This window comes from Sphingosinicella sp. SM1-17 (genome assembly GCF_056821765.1).
This window is the reverse complement of the sequence record NZ_JBPDIO010000001.1, coordinates 2,729,063-2,749,161: the sequence shown is the minus strand read 5'-3', so window position 1 is coordinate 2,749,161 and position 20,099 is coordinate 2,729,063. Positions and strand designations below refer to the sequence as shown.

The window sequence follows — 20,099 nt, the reverse complement described above, 5'->3', positions numbered from 1 at the left end:
GCGGATCGGAACTAACGCCCCTGCCCCGGATCACAAGAGGAGCCTCGGCTCTTACGCCTGGCTCGACCGATGATAGAGGTCCGCTTCGAGGCAAGTCGCGGGGACGTCCAAGCTCGCTGCAGGCGACGAGCTTGACTCAGGCGTAGGCGTAGGGGCCGCCCTTCTGCAACGCTGCGGCGTAGGCCGGACGTGCGTGGATCCGCTCGAGCCAGTCGACCAGGTTCGGGTGCTCCGCGCCTAGTCCCGCCCGGCTTCGCGCCGCTTCCAGGGGAAAGCTCATCATGATGTCTGCCGCAGTGAATTCGTCGCCAGCAAACCATGCTCTTTCGGCCAGTTCCCGGTTCAGCCACGCAAGATGATGAGCGAACATCCTAAGCAATGGCCTGCGCGCCGGCCGACCGAGCCAGCCGAGACGCTGCACCACCAGCAAGGCGAACAGCGGCGGCATCATCGAACCTTCGGCATAATGAAGGAAGAAACGGTAGCGCAAAACGGCTTCGCGGTTGGCAGGAGGCCCCAGCCGCCCTTCTGCTTTCTCGACCAGATACTCGATGATCGCTCCGGTCTCCGCGAGCACTCGCGGTCCGCCCGACGCCGATCGATCCTCGATGATCGGTGATTTGCCAAGCGGATGAACCTGCCTCAGCTCGATTGGCGCGAGCAGAGTATCCGGATCGCGACTGTAGCGGCGGACCTCATAGACGAAGCCGAGCTCTTCAAGCAGCCACAGGATGCGTTGGGAGCGCGAATTTTCGAGATGGTGAACGACGATCATGGCCCTGTCCTAGCGCAGCTGCGATACGGCTGGAATTGGAACTTGCTCCCAAGGCGCCGCTTCTCCAGTAGCGGCGGGCATCTCCTGGAAAGCATCGATGGACGTAGTTTCAAAGCAAAGCAGGCGCATGCCGGGCCGGGCAGAATTCGTCGTGCTCATGGCCGCTTTGATGGCCTCCAATGCGCTGGCAATCGATGCGATGCTTCCCGCGTTGCCGGCCATCGGCGAAGCGCTTGGCGTAGCCGAGGAAAATCGGCGACAGCTCGTGATCACCGCCTACCTGCTTGGCTTCGGCGGTGCCCAGATCGCCTATGGTCCGCTTGCCGACCGCTACGGACGCAAGGTGTTGCTGGTCGCGAGCATGCTGTTTTTCGCGCTATTCGCTGGCCTGGCCGGCATTGCCGGCAGCTTCGCCCTGCTTCTGGCCGCACGGGCGATGCAGGGTGTCGCCGCGGCGGGAACGCGCGTGCTGGTCGTCGCCGTAGTCCGCGATCGCTTCCAGGGCTCGGCAATGGCACAGATCATGTCCACGGTGATGATCATCTTCATCGTCGTTCCCGTGCTGGCGCCGACCTTCGGCCAGGCTGTCCTGGCGTTCGGGAGCTGGCGGCACATCTTTATCGGCCTGGCCGTTTACGGCCTGCTGCTGATGTTGTGGACAGGCTTGCGCCTGCCGGAAACACTCGCAACGGAGGCTCGACGACCGCTTTCTCTTGCCCATGTCTGGAGTGCGGCATCCGAGACGCTGGGGCGACGGGCTTCGCTCGGCAATACTCTGGCGACGACCCTGACCTTTGGAGCCTTGTTCGCTTTCATCGGATCGATCCAGCAGATCGTCTTCGACGTGTTCGAACGACCGGCTCTGCTCGGGCTCGTTTTCGCCTGCATCGCCGGACCGATGGCGGTGAGCTCCTACGCCAATTCGCGATTGGTGATGCGGCTGGGATCGCGCCGGATCTTGCTGACGGCGCTTGGCGCCTTCACCCTCACTTCGCTGCTCCACCTGGCGGTGGCGCTCACCATTGGGGAAACGATCTGGACGTTCGTCGCGCTCCAGGCGCTGACCATGGCCTGCTTCGGCCTCATCGGCGCCAATGCCGGAGCCCTCGCGATGGAGCCTTTGGGACATATCGCCGGAACGGCTTCGGCCCTCCAGGGCCTGATCACCACGGTCGGCGGAGCGCTTATCGGCTTTGCGATCGGTCAGCAGTTCGACGGAACGACTGTCCCGATGGTCGCTGGGTTCGTCTCCTGCGGTGCCGTCGCCTTGTTCTTTGCCTGGTGGGCCAATCCCCGGAGCGCGCCGGTCGCCGAAACCGCCCCCTGAAACAGGAGCGGAGCCACTCGGGCTCCGCTTCGCGCAAGGGATGAAAACGGGGGAGGGATTAAGCCCCCCCCGCCCCTGCTGGTGTGATCAAATATCGTCGTCGGGGGCCGGACCGGCCATCAGGGCATCGCCGACCTCCTCGGTCTTGCCGCGGATCGCTCGCTCGATGCGCTGGGCAACTTCAGGATTCTCCTTGAGGTAGGTCTTGGCATTCTCGCGACCCTGGCCGATCCGGATCGAGTCGTAGCTGAACCAGGCGCCCGATTTCTCGACCAGACCCGCCTTGACTCCGAGATCGAGGATCTCGCCCAGCTTCGACACCCCTTCGCCGTACATGATATCGAATTCGACCTGCTTGAACGGCGGAGCGAGCTTGTTCTTCACGACCTTCACCCGCGTGGTGTTGCCGGTAATGTCGTCGCGGTCCTTGATCTGGCCCGTACGGCGGATGTCGAGCCGGACGCTGGCATAGAATTTGAGCGCATTGCCGCCGGTGGTCGTCTCCGGATTCCCGTACATGACTCCGATCTTCATCCGCACCTGATTGATGAAGATGACCAGGCATCGCGACTTGGAGATGGAGCCGGTAAGCTTTCTCAGCGCCTGGCTCATCAGCCGCGCCTGGAGACCCACGTGCGAATCGCCCATTTCGCCCTCGATCTCGGCGCGGGGAACGAGCGCCGCGACAGAGTCCACGACCAGCACGTCGATGGCACCTGAGCGAACAAGCGTATCGGTAATCTCCAGCGCCTGTTCGCCGGTATCGGGTTGCGAAACGATCAGATTGTCGACGTCTACCCCCAGCTTTCGGGCATAGATCGGATCCAGTGCATGTTCGGCGTCGACGAAGGCGGCGACTCCGCCGGCCTTCTGCGCCTCGGCAACGGCATGGAGTGCCAAGGTCGTCTTGCCCGAACTTTCCGGACCGTAGATTTCGACGATTCGGCCACGTGGAAGGCCGCCGATGCCGAGCGCGATGTCCAGCCCGAGGCTGCCGGTGGAGATGGTTTCGATCTCGATCGCCTCGCGCGAGCCGAGGCGCATGGCGCTGCCCTTGCCGAATGCGCGGTCGATCTGTGCCAGGGCGGCGTCGAGGGCTTTCTGCTTGTCCATATCGAGATTGGTCCTGTCGGATACGACTTTGAGTGGCGCCACCATGGCCTTGCTCCCGTTATTGTCTCCGCGCGGATCGTTCAACGCGTGAGTCACATGTACATGATCCGTTCCAAGGGAACAAGTAGAGAACACGCCTCGCCGTTCCTCGATCTGTCTCGATGCGCAGTCTCCTTTAGCCCCGGTCGCGCGTTAGCGGGTAAGCGGTTCGGCGCCTGAAGTTGAGCCGGCCGACCCAATCCGCAGGAGAGCTTCCCTCAACGCAGGCTTGGTGGCGGGATGGTCATAGATGTTGCTATGGCCCGCTCCAGCAATCGTGCGATCGTAGACGAGGTTACCCGTCGATTGGCGCAGGGCGTCGGTGCGCGCCGGGACGATCAAAGTGTCATGACTGGCGGCGATGATGGCGACCGGAACTCGGCTGTCCCGAAGCGCTTCGGCCGGCTCCATCTCATGGCGGAACAACAGTCGAACGGGAAGCCACGGATAGTGACCGGCAGCGACCCTCATGAGTGAATCGAATGGGGTCACCAGGATTGCGCCGCCGATTGGTCGCTGGCGCGCGAGATAGGCGGCGACTCCGCTGCCGATGCTGAAGCCGACCGCGATGGTTCGGGTTTCGCCAAAGCCCTGTCGCACCCAATCGTGAACGAGAAGCGCATCCTCCTGCAGCGCCTGAGCGCTCGGCGATCCGCTGCTCGGCGCGTAGCCGCGATAGTGAAAGGCGATTACGTGAGCTTCCGGGAAGGTCTCGTGCAGATATTCCGCAACCGAGGTCGCATTCCAGGCATTACCGCCGAAACCGAGGATCAGGAGTTGCTCTTCGGAGCCCGTTGCCGGGGGAATGTGGAGGCCGCGAAGCTGGTGACCCGAGGGCGTCGAGAACTCCAGAGTCCGGGCCGTCGTTGGCGGCGGGCCGGCAGGGAGGACCCGGCCGGCGGGAAACAGCATCCATGTCTGGGCGAAGTAGATGATGGCCGCAACGGCCACATAAAGGGTGAGCAGCACCAGTAGCGCTTTGACCAGCCACACGGCCATTCTCCTAGCCGAGTCCCTGCGGCTCCGGGAAAATCGGCTGAGAGATCCAGCCGGACTGTCGACGCGATCGGAAGCTCATCGTGCAACGTCGTCCAGGGCATAGCCAGGACGATCAGCTGGCCAGGGCCCGTTCAAGCACGGGAGGGATCGCGTCGATCGTGTAAGGCTTGGAAAGGACTGGGGCGGCGGCATGCTTTTCCGGCGGAGGCTCGACATGGCCGCCGGTGGCGAGGATGAAGGGCTTGCCCGTTTCGGCCAGGCGATCGGCAACCGGCCAGACCTGCTTCCCGTCCTTGAGCTGGACGTCGATGATGGCGACGTCGAACCCGCCCTGGTCGACCCGCTCCAGCGCCTCCTCGACTCCCTCGCAGGTCCCGACAACGTCATGTCCGAGCGTTTCGAGAAAATCCTCGAGCATCATTGCAATGAGCGGCTCGTCCTCGACGATCAGTATCGACCTTTTGTCCGGCATGACGCCCGACTTAGCGTCTGCGCGCCAAAGAAAAAGCCTATTTCGTAGCGAGCACGTCGCGGACCGTTTCGGCGAGTTGCTGAACCGAGAAAGGCTTGGCCAGGAAAGCGACGTTGGGGATGTCGATCGACTTACGAAGCTGTTCCTCGGCATAGCCGGAAATGAACAGGATCGGCAGCTGCGGATGGATCTTCCGGGCGGCTCTGACCGTCGTCGGGCCGTCCATGGTGGGCATCACCACGTCGGAGATGAGCAGGTCGACCTTCTCCTCGCGGCCGAGAATTTCCAGCGCCGCCTCGCCATTCTCGGCCGTCAGAACGGTATAGCCATGGCGGGTCAACGCGCGCTCGGCGACGGCTCGGACCATTGTCTCGTCTTCGACGAGCAGGATCGTGCCGCTGCCCCACAACTCCGCGGGCTTTTCCTTGGGCTTGGCCTTGGAGGGTGCTTCGCCGGGATGGCCGCGGTGCACGGGAAGATAGATGGTGAACGTCGTTCCCTTCCCGACCTGCGATTCGGCGAAGATGAAACCTCCGGACTGCTTGACGATTCCGTAGACCGTCGAAAGTCCGAGACCGGTCCCCTTCCCCACTTCCTTGGTGGTGAAGAAGGGTTCGAAGATCTTGCCGATGATGTGCTTGGGGATCCCGGTTCCGGTGTCGGCAACCTTGAGCGCCGTATAGTCGCCGATCGGCAGGATGTCGGTGCCCATCCGGCGCACATCGTCCGCAGTGACGGCATAGGTCTGAAGAGTCAGGGTGCCTCCGCCTTCCGGATCCTTGGCGAGCATCGCGTCGCGGGCATTGACCGCCAGGTTGACGATGACCTGCTCCAACTGACCGGGGTCGGCGCGCACGGGGCCCAGGCCGCGGCCATGCTTCACTTGAAGCTTGATCCGTTCGCCGAGAAGCCGATTGAGGAGGTGTGACACTTCCGCAACGACATCCGGAAGTTGCAGGACCTGCGGGCGAAGCGTCTGCTGGCGCGAAAATGCGAGCAGCTGGCGGGTGAGATTGGCGGCGCGATTGGCGTTGGAGCGGATCTGCTGAATGTCGTCATAGTCCGAGTCGCCCGGCGTATGGCGCATCAGCATCAGGTCGCAATTGCCGAGAATGGCGGTCAATATGTTGTTGAAATCATGGGCGACGCCTCCGGCGAGCTGACCCACCGCCTGCATCTTCGTGGCTTGTGCGATCTCCCGCTTGAGGCGCGCTTCCTCGCTATTGTCCTTGAGGCTTATCAGCACTGCGGCCGTGCCGAGGCCTCTGGCCCCCGCAACCGTCATTGCGACAGGCTCCTCCGGGCTGGACTTGAGCCTTACCGCCAGGTCGCCCGACAGTGATCGGCCTCGGGCGAATCGCCGCACAGCCTCCGAAACCGCCGCCTTGTCCTCGTCGACGACGAGATCTCCGGGCCAGGCGGGCCGCTCGTTCTGGCCTAGCCCGACGGCGCGGCGGAAGGCCTTGTTCAAAAAGGCGAAGCGTCCGTCCGTATCCGCCAGAGCAAGCCCGAGCGGCAGGCTGTCCAGGAGGGCGTGGATATGGGCATTCTCGTCCTCGCCCAGGCGAGCGCCCGGAACGTCGTCGATGATCAGGAACAGCGAAAGCGAATCCGCGCCGTCACCGAGCGGGATCTGGAGAATGCGCAACGGCATTCCCGTCCGCCCTTCGGCCGCGAAGTGGAACTGCCCGCTTTCGGAGGCAGCGAGATAATCCACCAGCAAAGTGCCCTCGACCTGCTCGCCCTCTTCGCCGGCTGCACGGAAAGCGAAGGAGGATGTGGCGGCGCTGATCCGGCCTTCCGAATCGGACAGGACCAGCATCAATCCAGCATCGCTCAGTCGGCGGTCGGCTTCGCCCGACAGCAGGCGCCTGGCCTCGGCGATCAGGTCCACGCCCTCGCCGCGCGTGAGCCTCCACAGCAGATGTTCGGCCACAGCGCGGATCTCGACTCGATACCTGAGACCGCCAATTTCGATGCGCCCAAGATCGGCCTTGCCCTCGCGCCGAGCCAGCCGAACGGTTTCGGGCAGCTCTCGAAAGAGAGCCAGGGGGCCGGTCTCGACTCCGAGCCACTGGGCCCAAGCCTCGTTGGCACTGATCAGGTTGCCATGGCCATCGGTCAGAGCCAGCGCAATATCCTTTCCGGCCCCGTCAAGCGCAGCCCGGATCAGTGCCGGATCGGTATCCTGGACCGGAGCTTCGAGCAGTGGAACGGCGGTGGGTCGTGGCCGCCTCAGCAGAAGAAGGAGCCCACCGGCGCCGATCAGGCCAGCGAGAAAGGCCGCGGCGAAGGTCCGATCGCCTACCGCCCAAAGCAGCAGGCCCGCCGACGCGAGGGCGGCCGCGGCGAAGAGTGGCAACTCGATCGCTGGGCGGACGCGTGATGCCGCGCTCATCAGATGCCCTGCAGGCGCCTCAGCGAGCGGCGGCGCCACTTTCGAGCGGTCCACCAACGCCAGATCCAGACCGAAACCAGATAGGTGACGAGCGAAGTCACGGCCGCAAGGACGAAGAGCCCGCTGACCATCGCCAGGGCCGCATCGGAGAAGAGCCAGCCGAACCATTCGGCGATGCTTGCATCACCGCCTGGGACCCCTTTGTGGCCACCGAAGCCGAGGCCGCTGCCGACGAAGTAGGACGCCCCCAGCAGGAAAGGCGTGGTTGCCGGGTTGGTGAGAAAGGTCATCGCCGCGGCGATCGGAATGTTGGCCCGTAGCGGCACGGCCATCAGGGCCGATCCTATGATCTGAACGCCCGGGATCAGGAGGAAGATTCCCACGAACATGCCGACCGCAGCGCCGCGCGGAACCGACCGGCGGGTGAAGCGCCAGAACTCGCTGCTGAGCACACGCGTGCCGAACGGTTTCAAAAGCCGACTCTTCGCCAGCTCCTCCCGCTTGGGCGCGTTCTTCGCGAACCATCTGGTGATGCGATCAACCATGCTGCCGAAGCAGGCGGCCCTGCTCCCTTTTCCAGTCTTTCTGTTTTTCGTGCTCGCGCTTGTCGTGCAGCTTTCGTCCTCGCGCCAGCGCAAGTTCAACCTTGGCCCGTCCGCGGGAATTGAAATAAATGGATAGTGGTACCAGCGTCATCCCCTGCCGAGCGACCGCACCGAACATCTTGTTGATCTCACGTCCGTTGAGCAGGAGCTTGCGTGGGCGTTTCGGCTCGTGATTGAACCGGTTGCCGTGGCTGAATTCAGGCACGTTGGCGTTGATCAGCCAGACTTCGCCGTCTTTGACTTCGGCATAGCTTTCGGCAATCGATCCCTCACCGAAGCGCAACGATTTCACCTCGGTGCCGGTTAGCGCGATTCCGGCTTCGAACGTTTCTTCGATCGCGTAGTCGAAACGCGCCCGCCGGTTTTCGGCGACGACCTTCTTCTTGTCGAACGTGGCGGGACGGGGACGAACCATGATCAGCAGATAGGTGTCGATGGCAAGGTGCGAAAGCGTCTGTCGAAGACAAGCTCGTCAGAGTGGCACCCTCTCCCTGCAATCGGCTCGTCGGGATCAGGGGAATATATGTCGAGACCTGATGAAGAAACCGGCATCAGATCAGGCCCGCATGCCGCAGGGCGGCGTCGACGGCACGGCGGCTCGACTCGCTCGGCGGCGTCATTGGCAACCGAAGGTCGGAGGGGAAATCGGGACGGACACGGTTGACCGCGTATTTTGCCGGTCCGGGTGAAGCGTCGCTGAACAAGGCCGAATGGAGCGGATAAAGCCGGTCCTGAAGCTCAAGAGCCTGCTTGAAGTTCCCGCCGAGGCAGGCCTCCTGGAACTCCGCACACTGGCGCGGCGCGACATTGGCTGTCACCGAGATGCAGCCGACACCCCCCATGGCCATGAAACCGAGCGCCATGTCGTCATTGCCGGAAAGCTGCACGAAGTCGCGGCCACAGGCTTCGCGCTGGGCCGATACCCGAGCCAGGTTGCCCGTCGCATCCTTGACCGCGACGATGTTCGGGATCTCGGCAAGGCGAGCCATGGTTTCGACGGAAATGTCTGTGACTGTCCGTGACGGGACGTTGTACAGGACGATCGGCAAGTCCACGGCTTCGGCGATCGCCGCGAAATGGGCGAAAATGCCTTGCTGGTTGGGACGGTTGTAATAAGGCGGAACGTGGAGCGCGGCATCGGCGCCGACCTGCCTGGCCGAACGGGTGAGCTCGATCGCGTGAGTCGTGTCGTTGGAGCCGCAGCCGGCGATCACCGGCACCCGGCCGGCCGCAACCTCGACGCACGAGGCGACGATTCTGCGATGCTCCTCACCATTGAGGGTCGCCGATTCGCCCGTCGTGCCGCACGGGACAAGTCCATGACTTCCTTCGTGAATCTGCCAGTCGACGAAAGCACGGTAAGCCGCCTCGTCAAACGCTTCGTCGCGAAACGGCGTCACTAGAGCCGGGAACGACCCTTTGAACATGAAAGCCTCCTTCACCCCGGGAGTCGGCTCGGCCTATGGAAGAGTTTGAGCGTTCCAGGGGGAATGTTCAGCGTCTGATAAGGAGCCGGATGTCATTCTGTCCAGCATGCACAAAGAAGCGGCCATTTTGCTCCTGTTGGGAGCCTCCGTCGCGGCCGTTGCCGCGAATTCCGTCGGACCTGTCATCATCAAGAAGCCTGAGCCGGCGGTGAGTCGTGCAGCGGTCGTTCCGGCCGCTGCCGTCGCCCAGTCGATGGCATCGGTGCCGGCCAATGCGATCGCCGGCAGCGTCGCACGTTGGCATAGTCTGCGGCAAAGCGATAACCTGCCATTCTCTTCCTACGCCTCCTTCCTTCTCAGCCATCGCGGCTGGCCGGGCGAGTCGGCCATGCGCCGTTCGGCGGAGCGGCAGATCGACCCCGCCACGACCTCGGCGGCCGAAGTCGTCCGCTTCTTCGAAGCTTTCCCACCGCTGACTCCGGCGGGCCATGCCCGCCACGCTTTCGCTCTTCAGGCCAGTGGCCGAACGGAGCAGGCGCGCGCGGCGGCACGGGCCGCCTGGACTGCCGGCGTAATGCCGGTGGCCGACGAGCAGCGCCTGCTCGGCGCCTTCGGCGGCATGCTGACGCCGCAGGACCACGACATGCGAATGGAAGTGCTGCTCGGAAACGGCGACACTCAGAGCGCTCAACGGATGCTTGCCTGGACGTCGCCGGCGAAGCGGCCGCTCTTCGAAGCTCGACTGGCGCTCCAAACCCGCGCTTCGGACGCTCGGTCTCGCGTTGATTCGCTCGGAACCGCCTTCGACGGCGATCCCGGCCTGCTGATCGACAAGGCGAATTATCTGCGCTCGAGCGACCCGCTAGGAGCCCGGCAATTGCTTGCCCGTCCGAGACGCCTGACCAGCCGGCCCGCCGCTCCCGAGAAGTTTATGGAGGCCATGGTCGCTCTGGCTCGCGGCGCCGCCGCCGACCGGCAGTGGACTCTCGCCTATCAGATCGCCAGCCAGGTCGACGACCTCTACGCCCCGGGCACTGACATCAGCGCTCTGTCCTATGGCGAGCGCGACGAATATACGAACCTTACCTGGCTGGCCGGCCAGGCGGCGCATCGACTCGGACGACCCGCCGACGCTGTCGGAATGTTCGAACGCTATGCCCGCGGCGGACGCTCGGGCCAGACCCGCGCCAAGGGCCTCTACTGGGCCGCCCGCTCGGCCCATTCTGCCGGGCAGGCGCAGCAGTCCAACGCCCTGCTCCAGCAGGCAGCGGCCTTCCCCGACCAGTTCTATGGGCAGCTTGCGCTCGAAAGGCTCGGCCGCCCGGTTCCGCCGCCCGCCCCCGTGACGGTGCCGCCAACACCTCAGGAGCGCGCAGCCTTTACCGCTCGCCCGCTGGTGCAGGCGGCCCGCTATCTCGGCGAGAGCGGCCGATGGTCGGACCAGTCGCTGTTCGTGCGAGCCATTGCGGAGCAGGTTGATACCGAACGCGAGCGATTGATCGCAGCCGAGTATGGCCGGGCGATCGGCCGGCTCGACCTGCCGGTATGGGTGGCGCGCGAAGCGCGAAACAAGGGCGAGAGCCTCTACGCCGCTCCCGCCTTCCCGGAAGTTTCCCTTCCTGGGGCCTATGCCCATAACTGGGCGCTCGCCCATGGCATTACTCGGCAGGAAAGCTCCTTCGACCGTGCCGCAGTCAGCCATGCCGGAGCGCGCGGGCTGATGCAGCTGATGCCCGCCACGGCGCGTGAGACCGCCAGCCGACTTGGCCTCCCGTACGATTTCGGACGGCTGACTTCGGATCCGGCTTACAACATCATGCTCGGTTCGAGCTATTTCGACACCTTGCTTCGGCAGTGGGGTGGCAACGTCCCGCTTGCTGTCGCCAGCTACAATGCCGGTGCCGGCAATGTCCGGCGGTGGGTCCGCGAAAATGGCGATCCGCGCACGGCGGGTGTCGATATGATCGAGTGGATCGAGCAGATACCCTTCTTCGAAACGCGCAACTATGTGCAGCGCGTGATCGAGAATGCGGTCGTCTATGATGCCATGCGCGCTCAGCGCAGCGGAGGTACGGCTCCGGCTCCGTCATCCTATCTTCGCAGCCGCTGATTCGGCTTCCGGCGCGACAAGGTAGAAGTCGAGCGTGCCCGATCGTCCGAACTACATCACGCCCGCGGGCTACAAGCGGCTGCGGGAAGAATATGAGGCGCTGTTTTCGGTCGAACGGCCGAAGCTGCTTGAAACCATTTCCTGGGCCGCGGCCAATGGCGATCGCTCGGAAAATGCCGACTATCAATATGGCCGGCGTCGACTTCGCGAGGTTGATCGGCGGATAAACTTCCTCGCCCGCCGGATGAAGGAGGCCAAGGTCACCGATCCGGCGCAGCAGCCGGACAGGGATCGAGTGTGGTTTGGGGCGAAGGTGATGCTGGTCGACGAGAATGACCAGGAGCGGACGCTCACCCTGGTGGGCGAAGACGAAGCCGATGCTTCGGCCGGACTGGTCAGCTGGTACTCGCCGATCGCGCGGGCCATCCGGGGTGCGGCCGTTGGCGACCTGCGCCGGGTGGCGCTTCCCACAGGCGAACGGGAATATGAGGTGCTGGCGATCGAATATCCCGGCGAACGCCGATAGACGGTCGCGGACCTGATCCAATCAGTCTGACGTCAGTGCCGTTCGGCTAGGGCCGCCGAGGTCCCCTTAAATAGCCCCCGGCGGCGTAGACCAGAGCCGTTCGGATCTCCGGATCGGTGATCCTCATATCGCGGTCATGATCCGCATAGCGGCGGAACCAGATGTTCACGCGGTGCGCCACATCTTCACTGACAAAGCCTTCCGCGGCATCGCTGAAGCCCATCGTGACGATCGCCCGCCCTTCCTCGGTCTCCTTCAGCCAAGGGTCGAGGATGTCGAGACCGGGGCCCCTCAGCGGCCCTTCATGAGGCCCGCGCGTTCCGCGCCATTCGGCCCCGGCATAATCTGGTGGCGGAGGTCCGTAGACATCGTGAGCGCAAGCAGCGATGCCTGCAACGAGGGCCAATAGGAGGATAGCGCGCATCGTCAGCCTTCCCGTTCAGTCGGCGCCATTTACCATTTCTGACGGCACTCAATCCTTCTTTGTCAGGAGCTGCCGTACCACCTGTCCCATTTCAGGACTCATCCTTGGAGGATCCTTGGGACAGGCGCGATCGAGAGCATCCGCCACCACATTCAGAGCGGCGATCCGGGCCGACTTCTTGTTGTTGCCGTCGATCACCGTCCAGGGGGCCCAGCGAGTATCGGTAAGCTCGAACATGTCGGCGAGTGCGGTCAAATATTCGTCACGACGCGCTCGATTGCGCAGATCCTCCTGAGTGACCTTCCACCGCTTCCATGGATGAGCCAGGCGCGCCGCAAATCGCGAATCCTGAGTCGCCTGTGTGATGTGAAAGAACAGCTTGATGACGGTGGTGCCGTCGGTCGTCAGCTGAGCCTCGAACTCGTTGATTTCGTCATAGGCTCGGCGCCACTCCAACGGGCTGGCGAAGCCTTCGACCCGCTCGACGAGAACCCTGCCGTACCAGCTGCGGTCGAAGATCGCCACTTCGCCAGACCGGGGCAGTCGAGCCCAGAAGCGCCAAAGATAGTGGTGCGCCTTTTCCTCTTCGCTCGGAGCGGCGATCGGCCAGACATGATAGTGCCGCGGGTCGCACTGCGCGGTCAGGCGCTGGATTGCCCCGCCCTTGCCGCTCGCATCCCAGCCCTCGACGACGATGACCGCCTTGCGCCGGTGGACGTGGAAGCAGACGAAGAGCTGGGACAGCCGTTCCTGAAGCGACTCCAGCGCCCGCTGATAGTCTCCCGGGAATTTCGCTCCGGCTTCAAAGTCGGCAAGGTCGATGGCCATCGGGCCAGCCTAACAGCGCGGCTATTCCCGCGCCACGCTTCGAGCCGGATCCTTTTCGGCTGTCCCGGAAGGGGGCACGATTCGGATATGCAGCTCACGCAGCTGCTTGGCCGTCACTTCTCCCGGGGCACCCATCATGAGGTCTTCGGCTCGCTGGTTCATCGGGAAGAGCACGACCTCGCGCAGGTTCGGCTCGTCAGCGAGGAGCATGACGATTCGATCGATCCCGGGAGCCGAGCCGCCATGCGGTGGAGCCCCGAACTTGAAAGCGTTGATCATGCCCGAGAAGTTGGTGTCGACATCTTCCTTCGAATAGCCGGCAATCTCGAAGGCCTTGTACATGATGTCCGGGCGGTGGTTCCGGATCGCCCCCGAACTCAGTTCGACACCATTGCAGACGATGTCGTACTGATAGGCAAGGATATCGAGCGGATCCCTCGTTTCGAGCGCCTCGAGTCCTCCCTGGGGCATCGAAAAGGGATTGTGGCTGAAGTCGATCCGCTTCTGTTCGTCGTCATATTCGTACATCGGGAAGTCGACGATCCAGCAAAAACGGTAGGAGTTGCGCTCGATCAGGCCAAGTTCCTCGCCAACCCGAGTCCGCGCGGCACCAGCAAGCTTGGCTGCCTGGGCCGAATTGCCAGCGGCGAAGAAGAGACCGTCGTCCGGCCCGAGACCCAGTTCGGCGATAAGCTTGCGCGTCGCCTCCTCGCCATGATTCTTGGCGATAGGTCCACCCAGCTCACCGCCCTTCTGAGTGATGTAGCCGAGGCCGGCATGGCCTTCCGATCGAGCCCATTCGTTCATGTCGTCGAAGAATTTGCGGCTCTTGTCAGCAGTCCCCGGCGCCGGAATGGCGCGAACCACTCCGCCCCCTTCCACGATCCGGGCAAACAGTCCGAAGCCGGAACCGCGGAAATGCTCCGAAACGTCGGAGATCAGGATCGGATTTCTCAGATCGGGCTTGTCGGATCCATATTTCAGCATCGCTTCCTTGTAGGGAATGCGCGGAAACTGGCCCGCCGGGGTGACGCTCTTCCCGTTCGCGAACTCCTCGAAGACACCGGCGAGGACCGGCTCGATCGCAGCGAAGACGTCCTCCTGCGTGACGAAGCTCATCTCGAAGTCGAGCTGGTAGAACTCGCCCGGGGAACGATCGGCGCGGGCATCCTCGTCCCGGAAGCAGGGCGCGATCTGGAAATACCGGTCGAAACCCGCAACCATGATCAACTGCTTGAACATCTGCGGCGCCTGGGGAAGCGCGTAGAACTTGCCGGGATGGACTCGGCTGGGGACGAGATAGTCGCGGGCGCCCTCCGGTGACGAAGCGGTCAGAATTGGAGTCTGGAACTCGGTAAAGCCCTGATCGATCATTCGGCGACGGATCGAGCTGATGACCTTCGAACGCAGGACGATATTATTGTGAAGCCGCTCGCGCCTCAGGTCGAGATAGCGGTAGCGCAGCCGGATCTCCTCCGGATATTCCTGCTCGCCGAACACCGGCAATGGAAGTTCCTGTGCCGCCGACTGGACCTCGACGCTCGCGGCATGGATCTCGATCTGGCCGGTGGCGAGGTTCGGGTTGACGGCCTCGGGATCGCGCCGGACCACTTCGCCCTCAACCGTGACGACCGACTCGACGCGGATCCCTTCGAGGAGCTTGAACGCTTCGTCGGCCACGTCGCTGACGATCTGGGTGATTCCGTAATGATCACGAAGGTCGACGAAAAGCAGGTTGCCATGGTCGCGCTTGCGGTGAACCCAGCCGGACAGCTTCACGCGCTCGCCGACATGGCTCTCGCGGAGCTCTCCGCAATTGTGGGTACGGTAGGCGTGCATCGAGGATCGCTTTCGAACTTGGCTGGCTGAAAAATGAGTGCGAGCGCTTCGCGTCACTAACTGCGCTTTGTCAAGCGAGCAGCCGTCGTTATGAGGGCGGCCAATGCGTATTCACCCACTGATTACCGACACCGAGTCTCTCGAAAAGCTCTGCGAACGACTCGCCCGCTGCGACTTCGTCGCCGTCGACACCGAATTCATGCGCGAGAATACCTACTGGCCGGACCTGTGCCTGTTCCAGGTCGCCAGCCGGGAGGAAGCCGCTGCCATCGATCCCAAGGCGAGCGGGATCGATCTGACTCCACTTCTCAACCTGCTGGTCAACAATGAGCATGTGCTCAAAGTCTTCCATGCGGGCGGACAGGACATCGAGATCATCTTCAATCTCACGGGCGGGACGCCGCATCCGCTTTTCGACACGCAGATTGCCGCCATGGCGCTCGGGCTCGGGGAACAGGTTGGTTATTCCAACCTCGTCGAGTCCCTGCTCGGTCGAAGCCTCGACAAGGGCGCCCGTTTCACCGACTGGGCGAGACGGCCGCTGGACCGGCGCCAGATCGATTACGCGATCGGTGACGTCACTCATCTGGCCGAGTTGTTTCCACGAATGCTCGAGCGCTTGCGGCGGACCGGTCGCGGCGAATGGCTTGACCAGGAGATGGAACGCATCTCGAATCCGTCCAACTACGTCAACGACCCGGCTCAGGCGTGGAAGAAGGTAAAGATCCAGAGCCGCAAGGCCGAGGTGCTTGGCCGCTTGAAGGCGCTCGCGGCCTGGCGCGAGCTCGAAGCCCGGTCGAAGAACCTGCCACGCGGCCGGATCATGAAGGACGAGACTCTGGCCGACGTTGCCATGAACCCGCCGGCGAGCCAGGAGGCCCTTGGACAGGTCCGCGGCCTCTCTGCCGCCTGGAAGGGCAACGATATTGGTGCCCGAATGATGGAAGCGCTTTCCGGTGCCGATCCCTTGCCCTCAGCAGAGATGCCGCCGCGCGAAGAACGCGGTCCGGGACTCGGCCGCGACGGAGCCTTGGTGGCCGATCTGCTGAAATTGCTGCTCAAGATCCGTGCCCGGGAAAGCAATGTCGCGCCGCGCCTGGTGGCGCGTTCGGAGGAGCTTGAATTGCTCGCGGCCGGGCGACGGGACGGGCTTTCGATCCTCCAGGGCTGGCGGTATGACGAATTCGGTCGCGATGCGCTCGACCTGGTCGAGGGACGCCTCGCTTTTGCCATCCGCAACGGCAAACTCGTCATGACCCGAACGGAACAGGAGGCCGCTGAATGAGAACTGCACTGCTAGTGGGCGCCCTGCTGGGAACCATGGCCTGCGCCACGGTTCCTGCCGACGAAGTGCCGGTCGAGCCCGGCGAGGGAGGAAGCTGTCGCACGCAAGCTCTTTCCGAGCTGGTCGGTCGTCCTGCGACGAGCGAGCTTGGAGCCGAGGCGATGCGCCGAAGCGGCGCCCGAAAGCTGAGATGGATCCGCCCCGGCGATGCCGTGACGATGGATTATCGACCGGACCGGCTCAACGTTCACCTCGATTCGAGCAACCGGGTCGATCGCTTCGCCTGCGGTTAGCCGGAAATTACCGTCTCGGAGCGGAGCCCGAGTTCGCCTGCCAGCGTCTTCAATCGCCGTTCCACCGCTTCGCTGAGAAGGGCACCGTCCTCGCGGCCGACCTCGAGGCGCAAGGCCCCTGAGCGGCGAATAAGTCGGCTGCGCTCGAGTCCTGCCGCGACTCCGCCACTGAGGCGCTGGCCGAGACGGATGGCATAGCCCCATTTGGCGGCGCGCTTGAGCTCCGCTGCCGTGCAGAGCGCAGCAATCCGAGGGTAAGGGAGTTCCGAGCCGCCTCCGAAATTGCTGAACAAGGCCTGTGCCAGCATCACCCGGCCAGGCGCATCGATGGCCACCCAATTGCCGTGCAGTGCCATGTCGATGCCGCGTTCGGCGCGAAAGTCCGGATGCGCCGCCCAGGCGATATCGGAGAGAAGACAGGCGGCCAGCCGTAAGCGCGCTGCGCGCGGTGAATCGTCGAAAGCCGGAGCGATCCAGCAATCGAGCAGATCGCCATGCTGCTCGAATCGGCCGAGGCCGGCCCCGGCTTCGCGCGCTGCCTCGATGAGCGGGTCGAGCCGCTTCAGGCCGGGGTCGAGATCGTCGTACAAGAGCCCTTCGCGGATGCCGAAGCTGGAAACGACCAGTGCCGCCGGGCGAAGCGAGTCCACCAGACTCTCGAGCAAATGGGCGGCCTTCGGCAGCGACGGCAGGCGGGAGGGTGACGCCACTCGACGGATGAAATCCTTGTCGAGCTTCTGCAGGGCGGACCGAAGCTCCCGTGCTCGTGGCGGCGGAAGATCGTGCTGATGGGTGATTGGCAGGGGATGCCCCGTCAGCGCCAGATCGATGCGAGCCAGTGCTCGCCAGCTTCCGCCGACGAGATAGAAGGGCCGTCCCGAGGCGGAGCCTTCAAACCCTGCCGCGGCGACGGCCTTGGCGACCTTCTTCGCGAGCGAATCGCCCAGTTCCTCGAGGCGAAGGACGCCCAACGGAAGCGACACGTTGCGAAGCACCCTTCCCTTCGCCACTTCGACCAGCTCCAGGCTGCCGCCGCCAAGATCGCCGACAATCCCGTCGGCGTCGGGGATCGCCGAGAGAACTCCGAGTCCGGCTAGCCTGGCTTCCTCCTCGCCGGGAATGATCTCGGCATCGAAGCCAACCGAGCGAACCCGCTTCATGAAGCTTTGTCCGTTGGACGCGTCCCTCATCGCGGCAGTCGCGACGACTCGCGTTCGAACCACCTTCATCTTGTCGATCAGCAAGTGGAACCGCTTGAGTGCGTCCAGCGCCCGCGCCTGCGCCTGGTCGCTCAAGGCGCCGGTCTCTCCTATGTCGCGGCCGAGGCCGGCCATCACCTTCTCGTTGAAGATGATCGATGGCGCGCGTTTGGCGCCGGAATAGACCACCAGCCGCACCGAGTTCGACCCGATGTCGACGATCGCCACGGGAGCTTCCGCAAACATGCGGTGCGTCTAGGACGTGTGGTGCCCGCGCGGAAGCTGAAGCTTTTTCGGCACGGCACCGGTCGAGCGCAAGGCCGCGCCGCGCCCCGACAGCGAGGGATTGGTCATGAAATAGTGATGGAGATTGAAAGCCTTCTCGCCCGGAGCGGGACGAAGCCTTTCATAACTGCCATCGCCGAGCAGCCGCCAACTCTGCTCATTATCGATGATGTTCGCCACCATCACCTGGTCGAGGATCTGGGCATGGACGGTCTCATTGTCGATCGGCAGCGCGATTTCGACTCGGCGATCGAAGTTGCGCGGCATCCAGTCCGCCGAGCTGATATAGACCCCAGCCTCCGGGTTCGGCAGCTCGTCGCCATTGCCGAAGCACCAGACCCGGCTGTGTTCGAGAAACCGCCCGACGATCGACTTCACCCGGATATTTTCCGAAAGGCCCGGAATGCCGGGCCTGAGGCAGCATATCCCACGGATGATCAGGTCGATCTCCACGCCCGCCTGGCTGGCTTCATAAAGCTTGTCGATGATCGGCGGATCGACGAGGGAATTCATCTTCGCCCAGATCGATCCCGGCCTTCCCTGCCGGACATGGTCGATCTCGCGGTCGATCAGCTCGCACAGATGTTCGCGCAGCCCCTGGGGTGAAGTGGCGAGGAGCTCCAGCCCGCGCGGCTCGACATAGCCGGTGATGTAATTGAAAACGTGGGCGACATCACGGCCCACCCGGGGATCGGCGGTGAAATAGCTGAGGTCGGTATAAACCCTCGCGGTGATCGGATGATAATTGCCGGTGCCGAGATGGCAGTAGGTGCGATAGCCGCCATCCTCCCGTCGGACGACCATCGACATCTTGGCATGCGTCTTCCATTCGACGAAGCCGTAGACGACCTGGACTCCGGCGCGCTCGAGGGCGTTCGCCCACATCAGGTTCTGCTCTTCGTCGAAGCGGGCTTTCAGCTCGATCACGGCCGTTACCGATTTGCCCGCCTCGGCGGCCGCGATCAGCGCACTGACGACGGCCGACTGCTTGCCCGCCCGATAAAGCGTCTGCTTGATCGCGACGACGTCGGGATCCTCGGCGGCTTGTCGGAGAAAGGCGAGGACGACGTCGAAGCTTTCATAGGGGTGGTGAACGACGATGTCCTTGGCTCGGATCGCCGCGAAGCAGTCGCCGTCATATTCGCGGATCCGTTCCGGAAAGCGAGCGCTGAAGGCGGGAAACTTCAGGTCCGGGCGGTCTTCCTCGACGAGCTGGGCCAGGTCGGCGATGCCAAGAAAGCCGGTCGATTCGGACACCAGAGCCTCGCTGGCGTCGAGTCCTTCGCGCACCAGCGCCACGAGATGATCAGGCATGTCCGCCTCGAGCTTCAAGCGGACCACTCGGCCGCGGCGGCGGCGCTTGATGGCGCTTCGGAAGAACCGGACGAGATCCTCGGCTTCTTCCTCGATCTCGATGTCGCTGTCCCGAATGACTCGGAACGCTCCGCCGCCGAGCAGCTCGTAGCCGGGAAAAAGTGTCCCGACCTGGCGCCGGATGAGCGTCTCCACGGCAACATAGCGACTCGCTTCTCCGGGGAGCCGAACGAAACGCGGAAGCGTTGCCGGAACCATCAGCAGTTCCTGGATCGGCTCGCCATCGGACATGCGCCTCAGATCGAAGACGAGCGAGAAGCCACGGTTGGGAATGAAGGGAAACGGATGTGCCGGATCGATGGCCTGCGGCGTGAGAACCGGAAAGACATGGACCTTGAAATATTCTTCGAGCCACGCCGCTTCGTCGTTACCGATCTCTTCGTTCGAAAGAACGGCCACTCCGGCTTTGCGCAGAAGCGGGCGGAGCTCGGCCCAGACCGCCTGCTGGCTGTTGGTCAACGCGTCAGATTCGACGGCAATCGCCGCCAGCTGCTGCGATGGTGTCAGTCCATCGGCAGAGGGTTCCTCGACTCCGAGAAGCTGCTGGGCCTTCAGCCCTGCTACCCGAACCATGAAGAATTCATCGAGATTGTTGCCCGAGATCGACAGGAATCGGACCCGCTCGAACAGCGGATGAGCGGGGTTGGAGGCTTCCTCGAGTACCCGACGATTGAAGGCGAGCCAGCTGAGTTCGCGGTTGAAGTAAAGCGGCTCGCCTGCTTCGCTCGCGGTCCCAGGCACCAGTTGATCGGCAGGCGTGACTGCAGCGCTGGTCATGGCT

At 63.5% G+C, this 20,099-nt stretch carries 18 protein-coding genes; 5 read left to right on the top strand and 13 right to left on the bottom strand.

The annotated features are described in order from the left end of the window. Positions 1–136 precede the first annotated feature (136 nt). Positions 137–775 carry a glutathione S-transferase family protein gene (locus ACRYLT_RS13755; RefSeq protein ID WP_482664656.1) on the bottom strand — a complete coding sequence of 213 codons (639 nt, stop codon included), beginning with the start codon at positions 773–775 and terminating at the stop codon, positions 137–139. Positions 776–902: 127 nt separating this feature from the next. Between ACRYLT_RS13755 and ACRYLT_RS13750 the strand changes: the two genes are divergently transcribed. Continuing rightward, positions 903–2,102, top strand: a complete 1,200-nt coding sequence (locus tag ACRYLT_RS13750; RefSeq protein WP_482664655.1) for a multidrug effflux MFS transporter — start codon at positions 903–905, stop codon at positions 2,100–2,102. 87 nt (positions 2,103–2,189) lie between these two features. Here the strand turns inward: ACRYLT_RS13750 and recA are convergent, their stop codons facing one another. From recA to dapA, 7 genes are all read right to left on the bottom strand, one after another. After that, on the bottom strand, positions 2,190–3,215 hold the full coding sequence (recA, locus tag ACRYLT_RS13745; protein ID WP_482664654.1) for a recombinase RecA: 1,026 nt from the start codon (positions 3,213–3,215) through the stop codon (positions 2,190–2,192). Between the two features lie 192 nt (positions 3,216–3,407). Then, positions 3,408–4,247, bottom strand: coding sequence for an alpha/beta hydrolase (locus ACRYLT_RS13740; protein WP_482664653.1), 840 nt, complete (start codon positions 4,245–4,247; stop codon positions 3,408–3,410). A 118-nt stretch (positions 4,248–4,365) separates the two neighbouring features. Beyond that, positions 4,366–4,725, bottom strand: a complete 360-nt coding sequence (locus ACRYLT_RS13735; protein ID WP_482664652.1) for a response regulator — start codon at positions 4,723–4,725, stop codon at positions 4,366–4,368. A gap of 37 nt (positions 4,726–4,762) precedes the next feature. Then, entirely contained in the window at positions 4,763–7,123 is a 2,361-nt protein-coding gene (locus ACRYLT_RS13730; protein WP_482664651.1) for a response regulator, read from the bottom strand. Beyond that, entirely contained in the window at positions 7,123–7,596 is a 474-nt protein-coding gene (locus ACRYLT_RS13725) for a DUF2062 domain-containing protein (protein WP_482664650.1), read from the bottom strand. The genes ACRYLT_RS13730 and ACRYLT_RS13725 overlap by 1 nt, the downstream gene beginning before the upstream one ends. A gap of 64 nt (positions 7,597–7,660) precedes the next feature. Continuing rightward, positions 7,661–8,143 carry an SsrA-binding protein SmpB gene (smpB, locus tag ACRYLT_RS13720; RefSeq protein ID WP_482664649.1) on the bottom strand — a complete coding sequence of 161 codons (483 nt, stop codon included), beginning with the start codon at positions 8,141–8,143 and terminating at the stop codon, positions 7,661–7,663. 136 nt (positions 8,144–8,279) lie between these two features. Continuing rightward, positions 8,280–9,155, bottom strand: a complete 876-nt coding sequence (gene dapA / locus ACRYLT_RS13715) for a 4-hydroxy-tetrahydrodipicolinate synthase (protein ID WP_482664648.1) — start codon at positions 9,153–9,155, stop codon at positions 8,280–8,282. Positions 9,156–9,363: 208 nt separating this feature from the next. Between dapA and ACRYLT_RS13710 the strand changes: the two genes are divergently transcribed. Both ACRYLT_RS13710 and greB read left to right on the top strand, forming a co-directional pair. Further along, positions 9,364–11,265 (top strand): lytic transglycosylase domain-containing protein, encoded by a 1,902-nt coding sequence (locus ACRYLT_RS13710; RefSeq protein WP_482664647.1) that lies wholly within the window; start codon positions 9,364–9,366, stop codon positions 11,263–11,265. Positions 11,266–11,299: 34 nt separating this feature from the next. Next, entirely contained in the window at positions 11,300–11,791 is a 492-nt protein-coding gene (greB, locus tag ACRYLT_RS13705) for a transcription elongation factor GreB (protein ID WP_482664646.1), read from the top strand. A 46-nt stretch (positions 11,792–11,837) separates the two neighbouring features. On the opposite strand, the gene ACRYLT_RS13700 is transcribed toward greB, so the two are convergent. The 3 genes from ACRYLT_RS13700 to aspS are packed head-to-tail and all read right to left on the bottom strand — an operon-like array spanning position 11,838 to position 14,882. Beyond that, positions 11,838–12,215: a hypothetical protein gene (locus tag ACRYLT_RS13700; protein ID WP_482664645.1), complete on the bottom strand. Its 378-nt coding sequence runs from the start codon at positions 12,213–12,215 to the stop codon at positions 11,838–11,840. Positions 12,216–12,263: 48 nt separating this feature from the next. After that, positions 12,264–13,043 carry a polyphosphate kinase 2 family protein gene (locus ACRYLT_RS13695; protein ID WP_482664644.1) on the bottom strand — a complete coding sequence of 260 codons (780 nt, stop codon included), beginning with the start codon at positions 13,041–13,043 and terminating at the stop codon, positions 12,264–12,266. Positions 13,044–13,064: 21 nt separating this feature from the next. Then, complete coding sequence (aspS, locus tag ACRYLT_RS13690; protein ID WP_482664643.1) at positions 13,065–14,882, bottom strand: aspartate--tRNA ligase; 1,818 nt, start codon at positions 14,880–14,882, stop codon at positions 13,065–13,067. A gap of 103 nt (positions 14,883–14,985) precedes the next feature. Between aspS and rnd the strand changes: the two genes are divergently transcribed. Continuing rightward, positions 14,986–16,167, top strand: a complete 1,182-nt coding sequence (gene rnd / locus ACRYLT_RS13685) for a ribonuclease D (protein WP_482664642.1) — start codon at positions 14,986–14,988, stop codon at positions 16,165–16,167. After that, positions 16,164–16,460: an I78 family peptidase inhibitor gene (locus ACRYLT_RS13680; protein WP_482664641.1), complete on the top strand. Its 297-nt coding sequence runs from the start codon at positions 16,164–16,166 to the stop codon at positions 16,458–16,460. Before rnd ends, ACRYLT_RS13680 begins: the two co-directional genes overlap by 4 nt. On the opposite strand, the gene ACRYLT_RS13675 is transcribed toward ACRYLT_RS13680, so the two are convergent. Both ACRYLT_RS13675 and ACRYLT_RS13670 read right to left on the bottom strand, forming a co-directional pair. After that, entirely contained in the window at positions 16,457–17,905 is a 1,449-nt protein-coding gene (locus ACRYLT_RS13675; RefSeq protein WP_482664640.1) for a Ppx/GppA phosphatase family protein, read from the bottom strand. The genes ACRYLT_RS13680 and ACRYLT_RS13675 overlap by 4 nt on opposite strands. A 9-nt stretch (positions 17,906–17,914) precedes the next feature. Continuing rightward, the gene (locus ACRYLT_RS13670; RefSeq protein WP_482664639.1) at positions 17,915–20,095 is read right to left on the bottom strand and encodes an RNA degradosome polyphosphate kinase; all 2,181 of its coding nucleotides are present in this window, start codon (positions 20,093–20,095) and stop codon (positions 17,915–17,917) included. Between the last annotated feature and the right edge of the window lie 4 nt (positions 20,096–20,099).